We start from the raw sequence: 22,875 nt of genomic DNA on the forward strand, positions 1-22,875 counted from the left end.
TTATTCAAACTAATAAACTATTTAAAAATAATGTTAAAAAAATCTTTAGTAATAATGAGTATTTCTGCGGCATTTTTTGCGCAGGCTCAGGATGTTTCTGTGATCAGAAATACTGTGGAAGCTTACTCAACTACTCCTATGGTGGGATCTGCTAAGTTCAATGCAATGGCTGGATCAAATGGAGCGTTAGGGGGAGATGCGAACTCTTTGCTAACGAACCCTGCAGGTTTGGGGGTTGCAATATCAGGAGAGGTTTCGGGAACTTTATCTATTTCAGGAAATAAGAACAGTAGCTCTATGGCGGGTTCTACATTAGATTATAGCAAAACAAGAGGTGATCTTGGAAACGTTGGAGGAATTATTGCTTTTCCTTTAACATCAACATCAGCGTCAGGTTGGAAGTTTATCAATATAGGTATTAATTTCTCCAATCAATCCCTGGATAATGAAATTCATTCACCAGGTAACAATAATATAATCTATGATTTTAGTGCAACTGATCCAAGGTTGGGTGCTGCAATGTCAGGACATTCATATCAGCGATACGGAAATGTATCTAAGATGAGTTTCGGGGTAGGGGCAAACTATAATCATAACCTTTATATTGGTGCGGGATTAAACTTTTTTAATGCGTCAATTGACCAGTATGATACATTAGGGTATAGAAATCTTGTGACTAATTCTGTAAGTTTATTCAGCAAGCAGGATACTCCTTTCTTCGAAAGATCTTCAGGTTTTTCAGCTTCATTAGGGGTTATCGGAAAACTGAGTCCTAACTTCAGACTTGGTGCTTCCCTTGAGACGCCAACCTTCTGGTCAATAGACAGAACATATCAATTCTATAACGATGCTAATTATGGAGATGGTATGGGGGCTGAAAACAGAAAATTTACTTCTCCACTTAAAGCAACGGTAAGTGCGGCTTTTGTAGCAAGTAAAAATTTCTCATTGAACGTAGACTACACGCTGGGGCTTACAAAACCTGATTATAAGGTGTATGGACCTGCAGAAAGAGAATACAATGATTTCTTCAAAGACAACTATAAAAATCTTTCAGAAGTTAGAGTAGGTGCAGAATATCGTGTAAAACAGTTCAGATTGAGAGGAGGGTATGCTTACCAGTCTAGTCCGTTTGATGCTCTTACCGTTAGCCGATTTAATGATGCTGGAGTTTCAGGAGATCAGTCGTACAGCAATCTTTTGTTAAGCGATAGAAATACGGCTTCATTGGGTATTGGATATGACTTCAAGTCATTTTATATTGATGCATCTTATCAGAACATTACTTCCAAATACAGCAATCCTTTCATGAGAGGATATATAGATGGTAATTTTGATACTGCTTACTATTCTTCTACTCAAATTGCTCAGAGTGATACTTATGCAGTAAGTGAGGTAAAGAATACCAGAAACAACTTCTTCCTTACCGTTGGATGGAAATTCTAAGTTCTTACACAACGATAGTAAAAATAAAAGCTCCGAAATTCTCGGAGCTTTTTTACGTTTAATGAATATGTGTACCAGGGTGCTGATGAAAAAGATGCATGACTAATGCTAAGGAAACTCCCAGCACTACCAGACCGATTTTTACCCAGTCAATATTGTGGTTTTTATTACTTTCAAAAATAATAACGGATGAGATATGTAGAAAAATTCCTCCGACGATCGCCAGAAAATAAGGCTGAAGGTTTGGATTGAAATAATTTCCAAGCAACATTCCCATCGGAGAAGCTAATGCAAATAAGGCTATAATCAGAAAAGAAGGATAAGAACTACTTTTGGAATCCTTTTTTCCATTAAATAAAAATGCGCCCAAAATAAATGAAATAGGCAAATTGTGAAACAGAATTCCTAAAAGATAAGGCGAAAGCGTATGTTGTTCATTAGCAAGCGGAATTCCTTCAATAAATGCATGAATAAACAGCCCTACCATTAAGGCAACAGGCAGAATATTGTGCTCATTATGATGATGAAAGTGACCGTGTTCAAAACCTTTGGTAAGGGCCTCAAGAATCATCTGCAGAAGAACTCCTGCAATAACGAATATCCCAAGGCTACTGCCTGCTGAAGAAGTGTATACCTGAGGGAAAACCTCATTCAGACAGATGGTGATCAGAAAACCGGCACTCAATATCAATAGATTCTTGGCCAGTTTTTCCTTTTTACCAAAGTGCTTCCCCAGAAATACTCCGGAAACGACACTTAAAACCAGTAAAAGTACTGTTGTCATTATTTTTTCTTAAATAAATTGATACAACGTGGTGAGGTTTCCTTATCAAATTCATTGAGCTGGTAATCTCCCCAAATTTTTATTCTTTCAAAACCACATTCCGAAGCATAGTTATGAATAGCTTCCAACGTATGAAGTTTTACTTTCTCAAAAAAGTGAAAAGGTTTGCCTTCCGTTTCGAAACGAATATCTTTGATAATATGTCTGCCTTCTATTTTTTTCAGTATCTTGAAATCAATATCCCCTCGGTTGACTACCATTTCAGGAACCAGCACATTTCTTACATATTGCTCATTCAGATAATCCAGAACGAAATATCCGCCAGGCTTTAAAGCATTATACACCGATTGAAATACTTTTTTGTCGTCATTTTCGTTATCAAAATACCCAAAGCTTGTAAAAAGATTGAAAACAGCATCCATAGGATCTGCATCAATGGGATTTCTCATGTCGTGAACTTCAAAAATCAAGGTCTGATTTTCGTATTGTTTATCCGATTCAATACTCTGTCTTGAAAGATCCAATCCCAAAACATCGTATCCTAATTTGTTGAGAAAAACAGAGTGTCTTCCCTTTCCACAGGCAAGATCTATGATTTTGGACTGAGGCGGCAGCTGAAGATCCGCAGTAAGCTTTGTGATGAAGTTTTCGGCTTCAGTATAGTCTCTGTTGCTATAGAGCAAATGATAATAAGGGGTATCAAACCAAGATTCAAACCATTCCATAATGCAAAAATAACTAAATTTGTGCGGTTAAAAGCAAAGTATTTTACAACATTAAGAGATTGAAAAATTCAATTGGACAAGAAATTGAATAGCTAATCTTTTAATTGTTAAAGCTTTAAATCTTTTAATTCTAACTTATGGATACAGAAAATATTAAAATACAGATAAAAACATTCTTCGGATTGGAGCATATTCTGGCAGAAGAAATCAAGAAATTGGGCGGAAGAAATGTTGAAATTAAAAATAGAGCGGTAAATTGTGAAGGTGATCTTGGTTTCCTTTATAAAATTAATTACTCTGCGAGAACAGCATTGAAAATCCTTGTGCCTATTCATGAATTTAAGGCTTTTAACCAACATCAGTTCTACGACAGACTATTCAAATTTGAATGGGAAAACTTTATGGATGTTGATCAGTCTTTCTCTATTGATGCAACCGTAAATTCTGAAACCTTCAAACATTCTCAGTTTGTTACTTTAAAAATGAAGGATGCGATTGTGGATTATTTCCAGGAAAAATTCAAAAGACGTCCGAATGTAGAAACGAGAAACCCGGATATCAAATTCCATCTTCATATTGATCGAGAGCTGGTAATGATTTCTATGGATTCTTCAGGGGATCCTTTATTCAAAAGAGGTTATAGAAGAGAGCAGGGAGAAGCGCCTATCAACGAAGTATTGGCAAGCGGAATGCTTCAGTTGGCTGGTTGGGATGGAAAAGGAAACTTCCTTGATCCAATGTGCGGTTCCGGGACATTATTGATTGAAGCAGCGATGATCGCCATGGATCTTCCGGCTCAGATTTTCAGAAAAAGATTCGGGTTCCAGAACTGGAACAACTACGATGCAGATCTGTTTGCAACAATCAAAGAATTCAGAATTAACAGAGTAAGACAGTTTGATGGCAAAATTGTAGGCTATGATATTGATGCAAGAATGCTGAATGCTGCAAGAATGAACGTAGAAGCTGCCGAAATGGAAGATGTTATTGAGATCAGAAAACAGAACTTCTTTGAGTCTAAAAAAGATCTTTTCCCATTGTTAATGGTCTTCAATCCGCCATACGATGAGAGAATTTCTATTAACGACGATGATTTCTACAAAAAAATAGGAGATACTTTCAAAACACATTACCCGAATACATTAGCGTGGCTGATTTCTTCAGATTTGGAAGCGGTGAAGAAAGTAGGTCTTCGTCCTTCAAGAAAGATCAAACTTTTCAACGGAAAACTGGAAACGAGATTTTTACAGTACGAAATGTATGAAGGAACAAAAAAGGTTCATAAATTGGAAGATAATAAATAATAACCTCTGAGATTAGAATGTCCTGGAATTTTTTTGACATATTTGATGTAATTTTTGATTTACTAGAGCTGTTTGGTTATGCATCAAAATCGTCACGGTCATCACCGTCTAAACCTGAAAGAAAAGCATTAAATCATAATGTAATATCTCAAAAGAGGCAATCAAAAGATTCAGATATTTCAGAGAAGAAATCACTGAGGTAATGAACAGTTTACTTACATAATAAAAATAGGTTGTACATATTCGTATAACCTATTTTGTTTTTATCGTGCCAGGGAAGGAGCAAACCCATATTGTTTTTTGAAAGCATGAGAGAAATGGGAGAGGTCTTCAAAACCTACTTCCAGAAAAACATCGGAAGGTTTTTTCCGCTTTTCTGATAAATAATAATAGGCCAGTTCAAGGCGTTTTTGGGTAAGCCACCGTTGTGGAGTCATTTGAAAAATCTTCCTGAAATCTCTGTTAAAGGTTGATAAACTTCTTCCGGTAAGGTAGCCAAATCGTTCCAGAGACATATTGAACATGAAGTTTTTTTCCATGAAATTAATCAGATCTACTTTTCCCGGTTCATAAAAATTGGCCAGAACAGAGTCTATTTCAGGATTTATTTCTCTGATAATACTGATAGCTTCGGTAATCTTTAAATGAGCAATGTTTTCAGGAAAGACGCCTTCTATTTCAAAATAAGGAATCAGTGAAGCAAGACAGCTGCTCAGAAGAGGATGGCTACTGAAACTGTAAATACAGGACTCCCGGGATATGCTTTTCTGATGATCAATGTTGGCGTAAAACTGTTTCAGGCGTTCTGTGGTAAGATGCATGACTACAGCTTTATGTGGCAGTCCATCCTTAGGATAATTGATGATTGTAGCCAGATGATTTCTTGGAATAAGAAAAATATCTCCGGCCTTAAAAAGATAGGTTTTATCTGTCTGAATAATTTTCGTTTCCCCTGAAATAAACCAAACCAGCATGTGGTACTCAAAAACCGTTTCTGTTTTGAATAGCTTGTCATCATAACTCGAAAGCTTGATGTCCGGAGTGAGATATTGAATCTGGAAATCCATTGTCAAAAGTTTTTCATTACAAATGTATTTAAAAAGTAATTATTGAGCATCAAACTGAAATCCCAGCATTTCTTCACTTAATTTCCATAAAAGTTCCGCATTATTTCTATCAACAGAGTAGGGTTGTACTCCTCGAATAGTGACTGGTTCATCGAACCTGTGCTCAATTTGACCGTTGTCTATTTCTGCAATATCACAGTTTTCACAATATACTCCGCCAATTTCATTAAGTTGAGGACTTACAGCGCACCAGATTGTTGTTGCAGCACCTTGTGGAATGGTTTTCAATCGTGCTTTCACTTCAGGTTTGATATTTCCGTTTTCGTCATGGGTACCGAGTTGTTTATAAAGTTCAATAGGCTCTTCTCTTCCTAGATCAGTTCCAAAAACAGATCCCGGATGAAGAGAATAGGCTCTGATATTCGATTTCTTTCCTCTGTTATCAAGTTCTACCGAGAATAAATTGCAGGCCGTTTTAGACTGTCCATATCCTAAAAGCGTTTCGTAATCTCTATTTTCAAAATGAGGATCTTCAAAGTCAAAAGGAGCCATTTGGTGTCCGTAAGAAGAAACATTCACGACTCTTGCTCCGTTTGCTTTTTTCAGAGCCGGCCATAACTTTGCAGTAAGGTGAAACTGACCGAGATAGTTGGTCGCCAGCTGAGATTCGAAACCTCTGCTGTCTCTACGCAAAGGAACCCACATGATTCCTGCATTGTTGATGAGGAGATCAAGTGTTCTGCCTGATGAGATAAATCTTTCTGCAAAATGATCAATAGAGGTGGGATTCATAAGATCCATTACTTCGAGTTCAATATTGTTAATTCCTGAAAGATTTTGCGCTGCCTTTTCAGTGTCTCTCGCAGGGACAATTACCTGAGCTCCGGCAGAAGCGAGTATTCTTGTCGTTTCGAGGCCAATTCCGGCATAACCACCGGTGATAATAGCTGTTTTTCCTGTAAGATCAATACCGTTAATCACTTCTTGAGCTGTTGAATAAGCTGTGAACCCTGAATGTAAAGGTTGTTGCATTGGATTGATATTCTGTTCCATTTTTTTGTTTTTAAATTTCTATAGCAAAGTTATGAGGTATCATTTGCGTTCATTTTGTTTAAAATGTCAAATAAGTTGGTTCAGAATTTCACCTGTTGTATAGGTAGGTACAATAAGTGAATTTTGTGTCCGTTAATTTATCAGAATAAGCTGTTAAACTGTTTGCTGTTTTATTTTTGAATAAGTAATTTTGAAAAATTTTTAATTTGAAGCCTACTATTTCTATTGTTGTTGCTATTTACAACCGAAAAGATGAACTTTTTGAGTTGCTGACCTCTTTGACCCAACAGACCGATAAAGAATTTGAAATGATTATCGTAGACGATGGTTCTATGATTGATCTTAAACCCACAATCAAAAACTTTGAAGAAAGTCTGGATATCAAATATTTCAGAAAAGATAATTCCGGGCCGGGGCTTTCAAGAAACTATGGCGCAGCAAGGGCAGCCAATGATTGGCTTGTTTTTGTAGACAGTGATGTGATTGTAGAAAAAGATTATATTGAACATATTAAGAACGATATTCTTACCATCCCCTGTGATGCATTTGGTGGTGCAGATAAAGCACACAAAGGCTTCAATCTGATGCAGAAAGCGATTTCATATTCCATGACTTCCGTTTTTACAACAGGAGGGATCAGAGGAAGTAAAAAAGCGGTTTCAAAGTTTCAGCCCAGAAGTTTTAATATGGGAGTGAAAAAAGCTGTTTTTGAAAAGGTCGGAGGTTTTTCAGAGATGAGAATAGGAGAGGATCCAGATTTGTCGATGACACTTTGGGAAAACGGATTTACCACTGCTTTTTTTGATAATATTGCCGTTTATCATAAGCGTAGAGTAGATTTTGGAAAATTCTCCAAACAGGTGTATCAGTTTGGATGTGCAAGACCAATCCTGAACCAGAGACACCCTAATTATGTGAAAATTTCCTTTGCTTTTCCTACTTTATTCATGCTGGGATACATGATGGGGTTTTTAGAATATTTCATTTTAGGCCGAGGAATTATTCTGGCTTTTTATGGCTTATATACATTTTTGGTACTTTTCCATGCTTTATTACTGACTAAAAACATCAGTATCGCCGGAATGGCGGTTATTTCTACCTATATTCAAATGTTTTCTTACGGCTATGGATTTTTAAAATCCTGGATTCTTCTGAATGTTTTGAGAATGAAGCCGGAAGATGCTTTTCCTCATCATTACTATAAAAAGTAACTGAGAAGATCTTTTTAATTTTGGTTAAGATTATATGGCGTTTTTCTCTAATAAAAAGAGACTGTCAAAAAAGATTTTATAAAAGATGATAACATATAAAGAAATTGAAATAAATGTAATTAGTAATACTTATGTTGAAACTAGGGGATTGAATTTTTATCTGGATAAAGAAGTTAGAATTGTCATTGGTAGAAATCTTCCTGAAAACTATATAGATGTTATTAAATATATTATCGATTATATTTTAGATAGTAAGCGTATTATTTCTGAAAACCAAAATATAGGCTATTATTCATGGTTGTTGCAATTTAGATTAGATAAAGACAATTTCTATACTATTTATGAAGTCAACTCTGAAGGTAGTGATTTTAATAAAGGGTGTGATACGGCCATTTCAGTTGTTAGGCATCAAGGAGAAATTTGTTGGCAAGAAAGTTTTATTCCACTTTTTCCAAACTTTAATCAATCGATAGTAATATCAGATGGAGTTTACGAAGGGAAAGATATAGAAGGGATTAGATATGATTCACCTCAGGATGAGTGTGGCTGGTATCTTATTACAGATGATTATAATAATGATATTAAATCATTAAAAGTGGTGCATTTTTACCATGTTGCTTTTTCTCGCCCAGATATTTTAAAATATCTGGCTATACCTTTCGGATACCGATTCCTTATGAAAGAAGGAAATGTTGAAATACGTAAAAATGAGGAGGAATAACTCTGAACTTAAAAATGACTTATGACTAGTATGCCAAGAGAAAGAAAAAGGCTGCTCTACCAGCAGCCTTTACAATAAAATTAGGATATAGAAATGTTTTCATGGTTAAGAACGCCTACTTTCAGCATACATTCTTTCATTTTATGATAGGTTCTTTTAATGTCGTGATCTAAGCCGATAGAAAATCTGATCAGACCATCAGAAATCCCGATAGAAGCACGTTCTTCTTCTGGTATTTCCGAAGAGGTAGATTTTCCTGAGCAGGAGAATAAGGTTTTGTAGAATCCTAAACTTACAGCCAGGTAGCCCAAATTCTCTGTTTGCATCATTTCCATCAGTTCGTTGGCTTTTTCAGTAGTTCCGGCATCCAGGGTCAATAATCCCCCAAATCCGTACTCCTGATCAATCATGCTGCTCATTAATTCATGATTTTTATGAGACGGCAGCCCTGGGTAGGATACTTTTAAGCCGTCTTTTTCAAATCTTTCAGCAAGATACATCGCGTTGTGGCTATGTTGTTTTATTCTGATGTGTAGTGTTCTTAAGTTTTTTAAGATGCTTGAAGATCTTAAGCTGTCCATTGTGGGACCAAGAAGCATACATGCACCAGAATTTACATTTTTAGTATCATCAATGAAAGCCTGAGTTCCACAATATACTCCTCCCACTGTATCGCTGCTTCCGTTGATAAATTTCGTTAAGCTATGGATAACAACATCAGCTCCAAATAGTTGGGGTGAAATTGAAAGTGGTGAAAATGTATTGTCAACAATCAGTTTTAAATTGTGTTTTTTACAGATTTCGGACAGTTTTCTAAGATCTGCCACCTCAAGAAGGGGATTGCTTACACTTTCACAGTAGATTACTTTTGTATTAGGTGTAATTGCATTTTCTATAACTTCAAAATTATTGATATCCACGAATGTTGTCGCTACATTGAACTGTGGCATAAAGTTTTTCAGAAAAGCATACGTTCCTCCATAGATGGTTCTGCTGGAAATAATGTGATCTCCGCTTTTACACAGCTGCATAAGAACAGAAGTGATGGCTCCCATTCCGGATGCAGTAACGTTGGCAGACTCTGTGTTTTCCATTTTGGCAAGAGCCTGCGCCAGATAGAGATTCATAGGTGATGAATGTCTGGAATACAGATAACATCCTTCCGCATTTCCTTCAAAAGTGTCAAACATCGTCTTTGCAGAAAGGAAAGTATAGGTAGAACTGTCGGAAATGGAAGGATTCACTCCTCCGAATTCTCCAAAATACTGAAGATCCTGAATCTCATTGGCTGCATTAAAGTTTTCCATAAATGTTGTTTTTATTTTATTGGCCTAATTTGCATTATTTTCCTAATTATTACAATGTAAATTTGTATTTATAGTATATAAAACTGCTAAATGTTATTTATTTAGAAAATATAATTAGTATCTTAGTGGATATTAAATTTTCACCAAAAAATTATCTATGGAACTTGATGAAATTGATAAAAAATTGCTGTTGTTTTTGCAGGAAGACTGTAAGCAAACCACCAAAGAGTTGTCCGGAAAGCTCGGGTTGTCTGTTACTGCTGTGTATGAAAGGGTAAAAAAGCTTGAAAATGCAGGGGTTATTTCCAGATATGTTGCGTTACTGAACAAAAAGAAGATTAAAAGAGATTTTATTGTACTTTGCCATATAAAACTGACACAGCACAAAAAAGAGTTTGTACTGCAGTTTGAAAAAGAAGTAATGAACCTTGAGGAAGTTACAGAATGCTTCCATGTAAGTGGAGATTATGACTATATTCTCAAAATAAGTGTGAAAGATATTGAAGATTACCGTAATTTCATGCTTACGAAGTTGACAACACTTCAGCATATTGCCAGTACCCATAGTTCCTTTATGATTTCTGAGGTGAAAAATACAACCGCTATTGTTTTATAAATAAAAGTACTTTTTTATTTGGATCCTATAAAGTAAAGTTCTCAGATTGAATCTTTATTGATGAAAAATGCAGTTATTTCAGGCTTTTTTATCAGTTCCTGCAAAAAAGGATTAATCGTTTCTGTGCTAAGATCTGCTTCATTTTTGAGTTGCATACTTCTTAGGCTTCCATCTTTCTGAGGAGCAATCAGAATGATATTACCATATTTTAAATGATAAAGTTTCATATTAATAATGGCAAAATCATCTCCTTCAGGGGTAGTGAAGGCCGAAAAATCAATTTTATGAAGGGATGTTTTTACAAATCCTTGTCCGATAACGTCCGGAAAATTCCTTGAAACAATATGCATTTTACTGGAAGAATATTTTTTGTCATCAATGAAATCTGTAAGAACAAGAACGCTGAAAAATACTCTGTCTTTTCCTTTCACTTTGTGTGAATTTATATTTCCCCAGTTCTTTTCTATAAAGCTTGTAAAAACAATTCTTTTATCCTGAAGTTTCAGACCGAAAAAATTTCCCGATGTTCCCACTCCTTTAAAACCATCTTTCTGAATACTGTCATAGATAGGATAAGGGAAAACCCCGTAGGTAAAAGGACTTTCGTCTTTGCTTTGTTCCTTAAGTTCGGTTTCCATTCTTTTAAAATCCAGAGATTCGGTTTTATTTTGAAGGTTGAGTTGTTTTTCTCTTACCTTTTTAATGGATTCATGAGATTGTGCAAAAGACATTATTGTTGATAACAGGAGAAGGAAAATGGTATATAGTTTACTATTCATTTCAATGTTTTGTAAGTTCAATAGTCTGCTTTTGTGATTTTGTCGATGAAATAATGCAGTCTTTTGATCTCTGATCTTCCTCTGTTTTTATCATTCAAAAAGCAGGTGGTCACGATAACCATTTTTAGATCAGGAATGACACAGATTAGCTGACCGCCATAGCCAGTTGCTACAAAAGCCTGATGTCCGTTACTTGTTCTTCTCCACCAATAGTAACCATAGCCGTTGGCATTGGGCATTACATCCCAGGAATCCAATTTTGCGTGTTCTGAGGTAGATTCCTGAATCCATTTTGAAGATACGATTTGCTTTCCTGATAGTTTTCCGTTATTAAGGATCATAGAACCGAATCTTAGCATGTCTTCTGATCTCATGAATAGTTCAGAACCAGCAAAATTTCTGTTCATGGAATCAGTATCCCATCGGGTAATATTCATTTTTAAAGGTCTGAAGAGGTTTTCAGTTGCGAATTGCTTCAGGCTGGTCTTTACAATTTTTGCCAATGCAGCCCCGAAAATATGGCTGTCGCCACTGCTATAATTGAATACGGTTCCGGGATATTCTTCAAAAGGCAGATCCAGAACAAACTTTACAGGATCACTGGAAAAGAACATGGCTGTTGAAACTTTTGAATTATCACTCCAATCGAAACCTCCCTGCATGGTCAATAGATTTTTTAAAGTTAAAGTGTTTCTGATAGAATCATGAAGTACTTTACCTTCTATATCGGAAATGTTTTTGAATCTGCTTCTTGAAATATTATATTCCGGAAGAATTTTTAAAACTGGAGTATTGAGATTGGGAAGTAAGTTTTTATCCTTTGCAATTCCTGCCAAAACAGAAACAATACTTTTAGTAACAGATTTTACACTAAAAACAGTCTCTTTATTAGCTCCATGAAAATAGTGCTCATATAGTATCCTGTCGTTCTGAGAAACAATGAACGTCCCAAGAGATGGGATGCTGTCATTTATCTCTTTGGTGAATTTTTCTGCAAAATCTTTTGGTAATTCTTTATTGAAAGCTGATTGTGATTTTGCATCAGGGCAGAAAATGATAAGGACTACTATCGCTAGAATCTGCAGGAGTTTTTTGGATTTCATTGTTTTAAAAAAAGAGGAGATAGAATTATTAGCTGGTGAAAAAGTAATTGTATGTTTCCAAAAACAGAAATGCATACAACACTTTTTTTCAATTCCTCTAAATTATAAAAAACGATGAACTTTTAATAGGTATTTCACAAAATATATTGAATCTTTTTCCTGTATGTAATATGATTTTACGATAGCTGAAAAACTACACGAGTACTCCGTTTTTAGAAGAGATAGGTTCGGGAAGGTCTGTTTCTCCACTCATTTGAAGCAGGTCGATTTCAATGGTTCTGCATATAGAAAGCATTGGAACATCAAACATGAGCCCTGCAAATGGGTTTTCAGAATAATCTCCTACGAGTTCCATGATGATGTAGATCCACCCGATGATGATACAGAACGGAATGGAAGTCCAGATTCCCCAGTCTCCAAGTTTTGCAAATTCATTGACTAGTCCCAGAGGGAGCAGCAGGATGAAAAGAATGTTAAAAACGAACGCTGTGCTAGCAAATTGTCTGGGAGAGGGAAATTTTTTGATTCTTTCCGCCTGTCCCTGAAAATTATAAAATTCGTTCAGACTATTTTGAAGCTGAGTCTGATTGAAATCTGTGATTGCGTCCATGTTTTTCAATTCATTAATGTCTTTGGCCTGTTGAGAAATCAGGTAGGTAGCAAAGTTCTTATAATGATTTTTAAGATCATATTCTTCTTCTGAAAGATATTTGTGAAGGAAAATAGGGGCTCTTCCATAATCGGGAAACCCAGCTTTGATAAGCCTGTTTCGTCTGAGATTGACATTTACGAATTTATTTTCACTGCTTATATGTTCCCATTCTGTGGGTACCAGAAGTTGTTCGCGGAAAGTATACAGCCATGCAATATGTCGGAAAACGATCCTTTTTTTACGATCTTCGAGGTCAAAAGCACCAATTTCTTCATTTTTGGTATCAAATGCATAGACCATGGAGGCCAGCGAACGGCTGGAATTCACAATGCCGCCCCATATTTTTCGGGCTTCCCAAAGTCGGTCATATGCCTGATTGTTTTTGAAGCCTACCAGAAATGCTTCTGCCGTACCAATAAGAGCAAGAGGAACCCAGGGAATGGTCATCCAATGCCAGTTGAAGAAATAAAAGAGAACAGCAATTAATGTGCACCAGATAGAAATAAGGACAAGATGTACACCTGCAAGATTGAGAACCTGTTTATAATTGACGTATTTGGTTGTGATCATAAAAATGGGATGTGTTTTTGGAGTACAGACAAAATAAATACCAAACTACAGTAAGGGTTACTTTGTATGGGAGGTATGAGATGGATGTTTATGTTTTTTTTCGATTATAAAAGTCTAACATTGAGATTAGTAATCTTACATAAAAGTAGTAAAATAATTCATAAAAAAACCTCTAAAAATATTTTAGAGGTTTTTTTATGAATTATTTAATAAGCAAGCATTTCTTCTATTTTTTTGGAGAGCTTCTCTGCATTAGGAAGCATTTCTTTTTCCAGAACTAGGTTGATAGGTACTGCCGGAACATCTAAGGATCCCATTGCTTCTACAGGAGCATCAAGATGTTTAAAGCAGTTTTTCGAAATACGGTGAGCAAATGCTTCTGCAAAAGAGTTGTTCAGCTGTTCTTCTGTAAGTACAATACATTTTCCGTGAGCTTTTACTCTTTCAAAAACAAGTTCTTCATCTAATGGAATTAATGTTCTAAGGTCAATCACTTCAACTCTTCCATTGAACTGCTTCACGGCTTCTTTAGCCCAGTAAACACCCATTCCGTAAGTAACAACCAATAAGGTTCTGCCTTTTTCGGTTTCCTTTTTATCAGCTTCCACTACCACTTTTCCTTTTCCAAAAGGAAGAATGTAGTCTTCTGCCGGTTCTATTGTTTTTGCATCTTCAGTTCCCGGAACTTTGCTCCAGTATAAACCTTTATGCTCCAGCATAATAACTGGGTTAGGATCATAATAAGCTGCTTTTAACAATCCTTTGAAATCTGCTGCATTACTTGGATAAGCTATTTTGATTCCTTTGATATTCGCTAAAATACTTTCAACACTTCCACTGTGGTAAGGACCGCCACCACCATAAGCTCCAATAGGAACACGGATGATATTGCTTACCGCATATTTTCCACCACTTAGGTAGCTGGATTTTGAAATTTCTGTAATAAGCTGGTTGATACCAGGATAGATATAATCGGCAAACTGAACTTCAACAATAGGTTTCAAACCTACAGCGCTCATACCGGCAGTAGAACCAATGATATACGCTTCCTGAATGGCTGTATTGAAAACTCTTTTGCTTCCAAATTTTTTCCCTAATGTAACGGTTTCACGGAAAACTCCGCCAATTCTTTCTCCAACATCCTGTCCGTAAAGAAGAGCTTCAGGGTGTTTCCACATCAATTCCTGAATGGCGTGAATAGCAGCGTCTACCATCACAATTTTTTCTCCGTTTGCAGGCTCACGTGTTCCAGTTTCCTCTGTAATAGGAGTAGGAGCAAAAACGTGTTGCATTACGGTTTCAGGTTTTGGATCTTCTGCATTTTTAGCTTTTTCAAAAGCTTCTTCTGCTTCCAGACGTGCTTTTTTAGTAATTTGTTTCAGCAGGTCTTCATCTACACCTGATTCTAGGAGCTGTCTTCTAAGGATTTCTCCCGGATCTTTAGCTCTATGTTTTGTTAAATCTTCTTCGTCTCTATAGAATTCTCTTCTTACTCCGGATGTGTGGTGGCCAATCAATACGGTTTTGGCACAGACAACCAAAGGTTTTCTTTCTGTTCTTACAAAATCCACGGCTTTTTTCATAGCTTCGAAACTTTCTACAAAGTCAGTTCCATCCACTCTCATTCTGCTTAAACCTGTAAAACCTGCTACAAAATCGTAAGCATCACAAGTTCTTGCTTCTTCTTTTGTTACAGAAATTCCCCATTCATTATCCTGTACAAGGAAAATAATAGGCAGTTGGTGCAGTGCTGCAAATTGTAAAGCTTCACTTACTTCACCTTCAGTCACAGAATTGTCTCCTAAGCTACAAACGACAACCGGATTGTTTTCAAAATTCTGAAGTTTGAAATCCTGAATATATTTTATTCCCTGAGCAACTCCGGTAGTTGGAATGGTCTGCATTCCGGTAGCAGAACTCTGGTGAATGATTTTTGGCTTGTTTTCATCGCGGCTTGAAGGGTGTGAGTAATAAGATCTTCCTCCTGAAAAAGGATCGTCAGCTTTAGCCAATAGCTGAAGCATCAGTTGATAAGGCTCAAAACCAATTCCTAGAAGAATGCTTTCATCTCTATAATAAGGAGAAACCCAGTCTTCTTTCTTAAGCTGATAAGCTGTTGCCAGTTGTATGGCTTCATGACCTCTTGAAGTACTGTGAACATATTTGCATACATTTCTGTTTTCTTCATAAATGTCGGCCATGGCTTTTGCCAGCATCATATGATTGTACGCTTTAAGTAAAATATCCTGAGAAACTTTTTCGTGAAGTGTATTTTCCATAGGAAGCAAATATACATTAAAAAAACAAAATACTAACAGTTGTTAGTATTTTGTGAAAAATCTTTGTTTTTAAAGGTTATTCCTTGATCACTTTTTTAGAAATAACATCTTTGTCTGTCTTTACTTCAACGATATAAATTCCTTTGATGTAAGTGGATAAATCTATGGATTGCTTATCATTATTTACAGTTCCGCTTTGTAACTTTTTGCCTGTAAGATCATATACATTGAAAGTTGCTTTTTTAGGAGCATTTACAATATTGGTGAAGTCTTTCGTAATTGTTGGAGCAATGGCAAGATTTGCTAAAGGATTTGTAGTTTCTTTTGTTCCTAATAATTCTGTAAATCCTGTTACAATAATGGAGTAATTTTGAGGAGCATTGCTTCCCGCATTATTTTTTAATATTCCTTTATTGGTAATTTCAATCTTATAAGATCTTCCTGCAGTGGGAAGATCTACTACAACCTGCTCTACATTATCTACCGTATTATCTCCTTTTGTTGCCGGAGTCATAGGATTGTTGGCATCAAGTTTCCATGGATAATAAACGGTATTGGTTACCAGGTCAGTGATTTTTAAATCCAGGTCATTCACAAGTTTGGAGGTTCTGTTGTTGTAAATATCAGACCATTGGTTGGTGAAGTTAGTGAACTCTGGGTCTACCCAAGATATGGTTACTTTTAACGGTTCTGATCCTGATGCTTTTACTGTTTTTACATTAGATACTCCGCTATTTAATACTTCATCATTGAATATAATGCTGTTGTTAGATTTTCCTACCAGAAGTTCAGCACCTTTTTTCGCATCAATAAAACCCCATCCGAATTGTGGGTCTGGGCCAATGTTGCCAGCTTCCTTTGCGGAATGTATCATTAATGTTTTTGCCGATGCAGCATTTAATAAACTTCCTGAAAACAGTTGTTTGTTAATTTGAGTCCAAAGTCCAATAATTCCCGTTACTACAGGTGCAGAATAAGAAGTACCGTCTCCGATATCTATCTTGCTTCCACCAGTTGCTGAATTATCTGTCCATGCGCTGGCAACGTCTGTACCAACAGCGGTGATATCAGGTTTGATGCCTCCATCATCTCTTGGTCCTGCGCTGCTGTAACTGGAATGAACAACATCGGTAGAAGCCGCATATCTTCCGTCATTCGTGGTAATTTTGTCAACAGCACCAACAGAAATAATATTTTTTCCTAAAGAACCAATACCAATACAGTCGTATCCCAACGCACAGTTATTTGGAGGTAACGTGTCTGTGGCAGCAAACTCAACATAATTTCCGGAGTTATCCTTGTAGTATTTTTTGAAAGTACTTGTGGCAGCACTAGGTCCCTCTCCAAAAGAATTCCCCGCAGATTTTACAATAATGTAAGAAGGATTGTTGTAAACAATCTGATCATAATTTTGATCATCTGTAAAATAAGTTCCCTGAGCATCAAGCGAGGTGTTGGGGCTTACGAATAAACCATTCCATACCCATGCAGTTTCGTTGTTAACTGTTTGGGGATCTCCCCATCCCTGGTTGCTTCCATAAGAGTGGTTGGAGATATTAGGTTGGGCTTTAACAATTTTCTGGAAAACTGTACTTTGGGCAGTTTCTCCATCCAATACAGAAGTTCCAAATGCATAAGCTTCTATAGTAGAATTAGGGGCAATTCCTCTAAAATTAACCTGTCTTGTTGTTCCATTGTTAAAGGTAACCTGATAAGGATAATCTCTTGCTCCTATAAAACTGCTTACCGCTGTTGCGTGGTCACCATAATTCACAGTGCTGCTTTCCTTATTGATTATTCGGTTGGGAATATTGTTAAAAAAAACATGGTTGGCGTATACTCTGGCAACTCTTGACGTAGTACTACCGTCAAAAATAGTAAACTTAATACCTTCACCATTGAAAGAACCTGTCAAACCGGTGATATTTCCTCCCTGTAGAAAATCAGAATTGGAGTTTTTAATCTGGTCGATATCAGTTGCTTGCAGGAAGTAAGGTCTGTTGTTAGGGAGAAAAGCTGCCAGATTGGTTCTTTGCAGCTCAATTTCTTTTAACGCTTCAGGACTTCTGTTGGCACCGTATTTCTTCGAAACATAGGCTTCAAACCTCTCGTTATCATCAGCTCTTTGTTTTTCGAGCTTTCTGTTTAATTCATCATTGTTTTGTGCACTTATTAGCGAAATAGCGAAAGTGCTGATTAAAAGTAGCTGTTTCTTCATTTTTTGTTAGTAAATTATTAAAAATTAGGTTGATCAAAATTATAGTAAAAATTTAATTCTTAGATAGTTTTAATGAATAACTCTAATTTTTTAAGCTAATTTTAATTTATGTTTTTAATAGTTAAAATCATTGTTTGGAAAGATTTTATTTTATATTTTTTTTAATATTCTTATATTATAGGTTTGATGAGTATAATAAGGCAATAATTAGAAAAAATGAAGTAACTTTACATTCTCTTTTTATAAAAAGTTAGAAAATTATATGTATTTAATTTTTGACACAGAAACAACCGGTTTACCTAAAAACTTCAACGCTCCGCTTTCAGATTCTGATAACTGGCCAAGAATGGTTCAGATCGCATGGCAGGTACATGATGATGATGGTAACTTAATTGAAAATCAGGATTACATTATAAAACCTGAAGGGTATGATATTCCCTTCAACGCGGCAAGAATTCACGGGATCACTACCAAAATCGCCAATGAAGAAGGACGAGATCTTCAGGAAATTCTGGAAGAATTTTCTAAAGTATTGGAGAGAGTGAGGGTCGTATCCGGACACAACGTTGAATTTGACTACAATATTGTAGGAGCAGAGTTTTACAGAAAAAATTTAAAAGATAATCTACAGGAAAAGCCTAAGGCTGATACGATGATTCTGGGAACAGACTTTTGTCAGTTAGGTGGAGGACGAGGTGGTAGATTTAAACCTCCAAAACTTGAAGAGCTTTATGAAAAACTTTATGGAAATAAGTTTGATGAAGCCCACAACGCGGCGGCTGACGTAAACGCTACTGCACAGGTTTTCTTTGAAATGATGAGGATAGGCGTAGTTCCTGCTGAAACACTGAAAATCTCAGAAGACCAGCTCGCTTACTTTAGAAGCCTTTATCCTGATCCTATAAAACCTTTCGGAATTGTTATCCGAAGACAGGTTGCTGATTTTCACAACAAGAAAAAACAGCAGGATTTCGGAAGTGTTGACGAGATTGATCTGGGGAAATATTTCAACTTTGATAACCATAGTGTTTTCTCTACATTAACAGCTACCTCAAGCATTAATGACCTTATCAAAAAAGCTTCTGATGAAAATTTCCCGGCAGTCGGTATGGTGGATCTGGGAAATATGATGGGAGCTTTCAAGTTTGTTTCAGCAGTAGAAGGTGCCAATGGAGACAGAGCGAAAAAACATAAAGAATATCTGGCCAAAAAGCAGGAGGCAGAAGAAAACGGAACAGAATTCAATGAAGTGGAACCTGTTTCAGAGCCGCTTATTCCTGTCGTAGGCTGTGAATTTTATATCTCAGACCGGTATGAGCAGAAGCAATTTACCAAAGATGATCCTGATAGAAGGACTCAGGTGGTGCTTCTGGCCAAAGATTTTGACGGGTACAAAAACTTAGCAAAGCTTTCAAGTATCGGTTTCCTGAAGGGGTTCTATTTTGGAGTTCCAAGGATCAGCCGTGAATTGATTTCTCAGTACAAAGATGGACTTATTGCTTTAACTTCAGGAATTCTTGGAGATATTCCTGATGCTATTTTAAATACCGGTGAACAGAAAGGGGAGGAACTTTTCAAATGGTGGAAAGATACGTTTGAAGATGATTTCTACGTACAGATTCAAAACCACGAACTGCCAGAAGAAGAGCATTTAAATGATGTCTTACTGCATTTTGCAGATAAATATAACGTTAAGATTTTAGCACAGAACGAAACTTTTTATACCAATAAAGACGATTCTAATATTCAGGATATCGTAAGCTGTATAAAAGATGGCGAAAAATTAACAACTCCCGTAGGTAAAGGATTTGGGAAAAGGAGAGGACTGGCAACAGGAGAATATTACATTAAAAATTCTGATGAGATCAAAGCGGCTTTCTTGGCTTATCCTGATGCGTTTGAAGCTTATGATGAGTTCTTTGCGAAATTTAAGCCTTATACCTTAAAAAGAGATGTACTTCTTCCTAAGTTTGATATTCCTGAAGAGTTTATCCATGCAGAAGATGACTTAGACGGAGGAAAAAGAGGGGAGATGGCTTATCTTACTTACCTTACCTATGAAGGGGCAAAAAAAAGATATGAATCTACAGGTATTACCGATGAAATTAAAGAACGTCTTGACTTCGAGCTTGAAGTAATTGCCAATACCGGTTATCCCGGATACTTCCTTATTGTACAGGATTTCTGTAATGAAGCCCGTAATATGGGAGTGTGGGTAGGTCCCGGAAGGGGATCTGCTGCGGGATCTGCCGTTGCTTACTGTATCGGGATTACCAACGTAGACCCTATTAAATATGATCTCCTTTTTGAGAGATTCCTGAATCCGGAAAGGGTATCCATGCCCGATATTGATATCGACTTCGATGACGAAGGACGAGACAAAATTATCAAATGGGTTGTTGAGAAATATGGTAAAACTCAGGTAGCACAGATTATTACTTACTCCGTATTGGGAGGGAAATCCGCTATTAAAGATGCTGGAAGGGTTTTAGATGTTCCTATTCCTGATACCAATAATATTGCGAAACTGATTCCTCCAAGCCCGGGGATGAATATCGCAAAAGCGTTGGCAAAATATGATAAACTGAAACCGGAAGAACAGATGCTTGTCGATGAGATGAGGTATGTTCTGGACAGTCCGGATGATGCGCGTCACGGTGTCCTAGCCAGTGCTAAAAAAATGGAAGGCTGTATCAGAAATACAGGTATTCACGCCTGTGGAGTAATTATCACGCCTGAAGATGTAAGTAATCTCGTTCCGGTAACTATTGCTGCGAAAGATGCCGATATTTTGGTGTCTCAGTTTGATAACTCCGTAGCGGAAAGTGCAGGTCTTTTGAAAATGGATTTCCTGGGGCTGAGAACCCTTACCATTATTAAAGATGCTCTGAAACTGGTGAAAGCGAGATATGGATTGGATATCGATCCAGATCTTATTCCGCTTGATGACACAAAAACATATCAGTTATTTAAAGAAGGAAGAACGGTAGGGATTTTCCAGTATGAAAGTCCGGGAATGCAAAAATACATGAGAGAGCTTAAACCAACAGTTTTTGCCGATCTTATTGCCATGAATGCATTGTACCGTCCGGGTCCTATCAAATATATCCCAAACTTTATCAACAGAAAGCATGGGATTGAAGAAATTGTCTACGACTTACCGGAGACAGAAGAATATTTAAAAGAAACTTACGGAATTACCGTTTATCAGGAGCAGGTAATGCTTTTATCCCAGAAGTTGGCCAACTTTACAAAAGGTGAAGCCGATACGTTGAGAAAGGCAATGGGTAAAAAGCAGATTGACGTTCTGAATAAAATGTATCCGAAATTCATTGAAGGAGGACGAAAGAATAATCTGAATGAAGAACGACTGGAGAAAATCTGGAACGACTGGAAAGCCTTTGCAGAATACGCTTTCAACAAGTCTCACTCAACCTGTTATGCCTTTATTGCCTATCAGACTGCATACTTAAAAGCGAATTATCCGGCAGAATATATGGCGAGTGTAATGAGTAATAACATCAACAACACCGATTCGATTACCATGTTCATGGAAGATTGTAAGAGTATGGGAGTGGATGTTTTAGGACCGGATGTGAATGAATCTCAATATAAATTCTCAGTAAACGAAAAAGGGCAGATTCGTTTTGGTTTAGGGGCGATCAAAGGAATTGGAGAAGGACCAAGTGAAGGAATTACCAGAGAAAGAGAAAACGGAAGATTTAAAAATATTTACGATTTCTTCGAAAGAATACTTCCGTCTCAGATGAATAAAAGAGTAGCAGAAAGTTTGGTGTTGGCAGGTGCTTTCGACGAATTGCACTCTTATCACAGAGGACAGTATTTCGATATTGATATGGCTGGGAAAACCAATCTGGAAAGGCTGATCAGATACGGGCAAAGCTTCCAGGAGAGTAAAAACGAAATGGAGCATTCACTCTTTGCTGATTTTGCTGATGAAGTTCAGATTGAACAGCCGAAACTCGCGCCTTGTCCTGAGTGGCCCAATATGCACAAACTTAACAAAGAAAAAGAAATTATCGGCTTCTACCTTTCTGCCCATCCGCTGGATGAGTTTAAGTATCAGTTTCAGTTTATGCAGGGGCAGCTTTCCAAAAAATCTGTGCTGGAAAAAGAAGAAGAGGAGAAAGCTCCAACGGATGAAGCGCCTGTCCTGGAACAGGATGCTCAGGATGACTCGGTGGATCTTACAGAAATTGTATCCGATGATGTTGTAGCCGGAGAAGAAGAAGTTGTAGAAGAGGTGACAAAAAAGGCAGAACCAAAAGGAACTTTTTCATTTTTAAATTTGGATGAGGTAGATGCTTATAAAGAGCAGGCTTTTTCCAACAAACAGGAAGAATTGTTTGAGGAGAAAAAGAAAGACTGGAAGACTCTTCAGAAAGAAAGAGAAAATGGCGGAGGCGGTAAAGAATACACCGTAGCTGGTCTGATTACAGAATATAGAGTTCAGGATGGTTTTAGAAGTGGAGAAAAAGTAGCTTTCGTTACGCTGGAAGATTATTCCGGTTCATATTCATTCAGGTTGGGAGACAGGGATTATATGAGGCTGAAGGAAAAACTGGAAGTTCAGAGATTTGTTATTTTCAAAATAAAATTTGCTCAGGTAAAGGATGGGAGAGTTTTTGTGAATGTAGTAGATGTGATAGAACTACAGGAAGCATTTGAAAGATTTGCTAAAAGTATTTCTTTGGTGATGGATGTGATGGATGTGAGAAAAGAAGACTTGGATTTTTTCAGAACAGTACTCGACAGAAATAAAGGAAACCAGAAACTGAAATTCTTTATTAAAAATATTGAAGACGATTCCCATATTGAAGTTCAGTCTATGAAACACTCCGTAGATCTTAATGGTGATCTGATTAAAGAAATTCAGCTACTTAATAAGTATGAATTTTATCTGAATTAAAGAAAATTTACAATGTATTAGTTCAAAAGCGGCCTAAAAAGCCGCTTTTTTTTGTTTGTACAGAATTTTATGAAATTTATTTTTTTTGTACTCAAATAATAAAAGAGAGA

Annotated in this window: 16 protein-coding genes; 6 read left to right on the forward strand and 10 right to left on the reverse strand. The window is 36.7% G+C overall.

All coding sequences use genetic code 11. The features are described from left to right. Positions 1 to 54 precede the first annotated feature (54 nt). Positions 55 to 1,446, forward strand: a complete 1,392-nt coding sequence (locus ACQ76T_RS01200) for an OmpP1/FadL family transporter (RefSeq protein ID WP_431341527.1) — start codon at positions 55 to 57, stop codon at positions 1,444 to 1,446. 58 nt (positions 1,447 to 1,504) lie between these two features. On the opposite strand, the gene ACQ76T_RS01205 is transcribed toward ACQ76T_RS01200, so the two are convergent. Together ACQ76T_RS01205 and ACQ76T_RS01210 are read right to left on the reverse strand one after the other, a co-directional pair. Then, positions 1,505 to 2,230: a ZIP family metal transporter gene (locus ACQ76T_RS01205; RefSeq protein WP_431341528.1), complete on the reverse strand. Its 726-nt coding sequence runs from the start codon at positions 2,228 to 2,230 to the stop codon at positions 1,505 to 1,507. Beyond that, a complete protein-coding gene (locus tag ACQ76T_RS01210; RefSeq protein WP_431341529.1) occupies positions 2,230 to 2,955 on the reverse strand; it encodes a class I SAM-dependent DNA methyltransferase in 726 nt (241 codons plus the stop codon). The genes ACQ76T_RS01205 and ACQ76T_RS01210 overlap by 1 nt, the downstream gene beginning before the upstream one ends. Before the next feature lie 137 nt (positions 2,956 to 3,092). Here ACQ76T_RS01210 and ACQ76T_RS01215 point away from each other — a divergent pair, with 137 nt between their 5' ends. Next, entirely contained in the window at positions 3,093 to 4,259 is a 1,167-nt protein-coding gene (locus ACQ76T_RS01215) for a THUMP domain-containing class I SAM-dependent RNA methyltransferase (RefSeq protein WP_431341530.1), read from the forward strand. Between the two features lie 263 nt (positions 4,260 to 4,522). Here ACQ76T_RS01215 and ACQ76T_RS01220 read toward each other — a convergent pair whose 3' ends face one another. Further along, entirely contained in the window at positions 4,523 to 5,326 is an 804-nt protein-coding gene (locus ACQ76T_RS01220; protein ID WP_431341531.1) for a helix-turn-helix domain-containing protein, read from the reverse strand. Positions 5,327 to 5,365: 39 nt separating this feature from the next. Continuing rightward, the gene (locus ACQ76T_RS01225; protein WP_431341532.1) at positions 5,366 to 6,379 is read right to left on the reverse strand and encodes an SDR family NAD(P)-dependent oxidoreductase; all 1,014 of its coding nucleotides are present in this window, start codon (positions 6,377 to 6,379) and stop codon (positions 5,366 to 5,368) included. 206 nt (positions 6,380 to 6,585) lie between these two features. On the opposite strand from ACQ76T_RS01225, the gene ACQ76T_RS01230 reads away from it, so the two are divergent. Further along, positions 6,586 to 7,590 (forward strand): glycosyltransferase, encoded by a 1,005-nt coding sequence (locus ACQ76T_RS01230; protein ID WP_431341533.1) that lies wholly within the window; start codon positions 6,586 to 6,588, stop codon positions 7,588 to 7,590. Positions 7,591 to 7,675: 85 nt separating this feature from the next. Continuing rightward, positions 7,676 to 8,311: an immunity protein Imm33 domain-containing protein gene (locus ACQ76T_RS01235; RefSeq protein ID WP_431341534.1), complete on the forward strand. Its 636-nt coding sequence runs from the start codon at positions 7,676 to 7,678 to the stop codon at positions 8,309 to 8,311. A gap of 80 nt (positions 8,312 to 8,391) precedes the next feature. Here the strand turns inward: ACQ76T_RS01235 and ACQ76T_RS01240 are convergent, their stop codons facing one another. Beyond that, a complete protein-coding gene (locus ACQ76T_RS01240; protein WP_431341535.1) occupies positions 8,392 to 9,618 on the reverse strand; it encodes an aminotransferase class I/II-fold pyridoxal phosphate-dependent enzyme in 1,227 nt (408 codons plus the stop codon). A 157-nt stretch (positions 9,619 to 9,775) separates the two neighbouring features. Here ACQ76T_RS01240 and ACQ76T_RS01245 point away from each other — a divergent pair, with 157 nt between their 5' ends. Next, positions 9,776 to 10,234 carry an Lrp/AsnC family transcriptional regulator gene (locus ACQ76T_RS01245; RefSeq protein WP_431341536.1) on the forward strand — a complete coding sequence of 153 codons (459 nt, stop codon included), beginning with the start codon at positions 9,776 to 9,778 and terminating at the stop codon, positions 10,232 to 10,234. Between the two features lie 41 nt (positions 10,235 to 10,275). On the opposite strand, the gene ACQ76T_RS01250 is transcribed toward ACQ76T_RS01245, so the two are convergent. The 5 genes from ACQ76T_RS01250 to ACQ76T_RS01270 all read right to left on the reverse strand — a co-directional run bounded on the left by ACQ76T_RS01250 (position 10,276) and on the right by ACQ76T_RS01270 (position 17,835). After that, positions 10,276 to 11,013, reverse strand: a complete 738-nt coding sequence (locus ACQ76T_RS01250; protein WP_431341537.1) for a hypothetical protein — start codon at positions 11,011 to 11,013, stop codon at positions 10,276 to 10,278. 17 nt (positions 11,014 to 11,030) lie between these two features. Next, a complete protein-coding gene (locus ACQ76T_RS01255; RefSeq protein ID WP_431341538.1) occupies positions 11,031 to 12,116 on the reverse strand; it encodes a serine hydrolase domain-containing protein in 1,086 nt (361 codons plus the stop codon). A 193-nt stretch (positions 12,117 to 12,309) separates the two neighbouring features. Continuing rightward, positions 12,310 to 13,338: a bestrophin family protein gene (locus ACQ76T_RS01260; protein WP_431341539.1), complete on the reverse strand. Its 1,029-nt coding sequence runs from the start codon at positions 13,336 to 13,338 to the stop codon at positions 12,310 to 12,312. Between the two features lie 206 nt (positions 13,339 to 13,544). Beyond that, the gene (locus ACQ76T_RS01265) at positions 13,545 to 15,617 is read right to left on the reverse strand and encodes an alpha-ketoacid dehydrogenase subunit alpha/beta (protein WP_431341540.1); all 2,073 of its coding nucleotides are present in this window, start codon (positions 15,615 to 15,617) and stop codon (positions 13,545 to 13,547) included. Positions 15,618 to 15,693: 76 nt separating this feature from the next. After that, entirely contained in the window at positions 15,694 to 17,835 is a 2,142-nt protein-coding gene (locus ACQ76T_RS01270) for a S8 family peptidase (protein WP_431341541.1), read from the reverse strand. Positions 17,836 to 18,097: 262 nt separating this feature from the next. On the opposite strand from ACQ76T_RS01270, the gene dnaE reads away from it, so the two are divergent. Continuing rightward, entirely contained in the window at positions 18,098 to 22,765 is a 4,668-nt protein-coding gene (gene dnaE / locus ACQ76T_RS01275; RefSeq protein WP_431341542.1) for a DNA polymerase III subunit alpha, read from the forward strand. Positions 22,766 to 22,875 lie beyond the last annotated feature (110 nt).

The organism is Chryseobacterium sp. JK1 (genome assembly GCF_050632815.1).
Lineage (GTDB): Bacteria > Bacteroidota > Bacteroidia > Flavobacteriales > Weeksellaceae > Chryseobacterium.

Coding starts and splice junctions, on each gene's coding strand:
- ACQ76T_RS01215 (WP_431341530.1), top strand. CDS start 3,093: ATGGATACAGAAAATATTAAAATACAGATAAAAACATTCTTCGGATTG.
- ACQ76T_RS01200 (WP_431341527.1), top strand. CDS start 55: ATGAGTATTTCTGCGGCATTTTTTGCGCAGGCTCAGGATGTTTCTGTG.
- ACQ76T_RS01225 (WP_431341532.1), bottom strand. CDS start 6,379: ATGGAACAGAATATCAATCCAATGCAACAACCTTTACATTCAGGGTTC.
- ACQ76T_RS01220 (WP_431341531.1), bottom strand. CDS start 5,326: ATGGATTTCCAGATTCAATATCTCACTCCGGACATCAAGCTTTCGAGT.
- ACQ76T_RS01255 (WP_431341538.1), bottom strand. CDS start 12,116: ATGAAATCCAAAAAACTCCTGCAGATTCTAGCGATAGTAGTCCTTATC.
- ACQ76T_RS01245 (WP_431341536.1), top strand. CDS start 9,776: ATGGAACTTGATGAAATTGATAAAAAATTGCTGTTGTTTTTGCAGGAA.
- ACQ76T_RS01240 (WP_431341535.1), bottom strand. CDS start 9,618: ATGGAAAACTTTAATGCAGCCAATGAGATTCAGGATCTTCAGTATTTT.
- dnaE (WP_431341542.1), top strand. CDS start 18,098: ATGTATTTAATTTTTGACACAGAAACAACCGGTTTACCTAAAAACTTC.
- ACQ76T_RS01265 (WP_431341540.1), bottom strand. CDS start 15,617: ATGGAAAATACACTTCACGAAAAAGTTTCTCAGGATATTTTACTTAAA.
- ACQ76T_RS01235 (WP_431341534.1), top strand. CDS start 7,676: ATGATAACATATAAAGAAATTGAAATAAATGTAATTAGTAATACTTAT.
- ACQ76T_RS01205 (WP_431341528.1), bottom strand. CDS start 2,230: ATGACAACAGTACTTTTACTGGTTTTAAGTGTCGTTTCCGGAGTATTT.
- ACQ76T_RS01270 (WP_431341541.1), bottom strand. CDS start 17,835: ATGAAGAAACAGCTACTTTTAATCAGCACTTTCGCTATTTCGCTAATA.
- ACQ76T_RS01250 (WP_431341537.1), bottom strand. CDS start 11,013: ATGAATAGTAAACTATATACCATTTTCCTTCTCCTGTTATCAACAATA.
- ACQ76T_RS01260 (WP_431341539.1), bottom strand. CDS start 13,338: ATGATCACAACCAAATACGTCAATTATAAACAGGTTCTCAATCTTGCA.
- ACQ76T_RS01210 (WP_431341529.1), bottom strand. CDS start 2,955: ATGGAATGGTTTGAATCTTGGTTTGATACCCCTTATTATCATTTGCTC.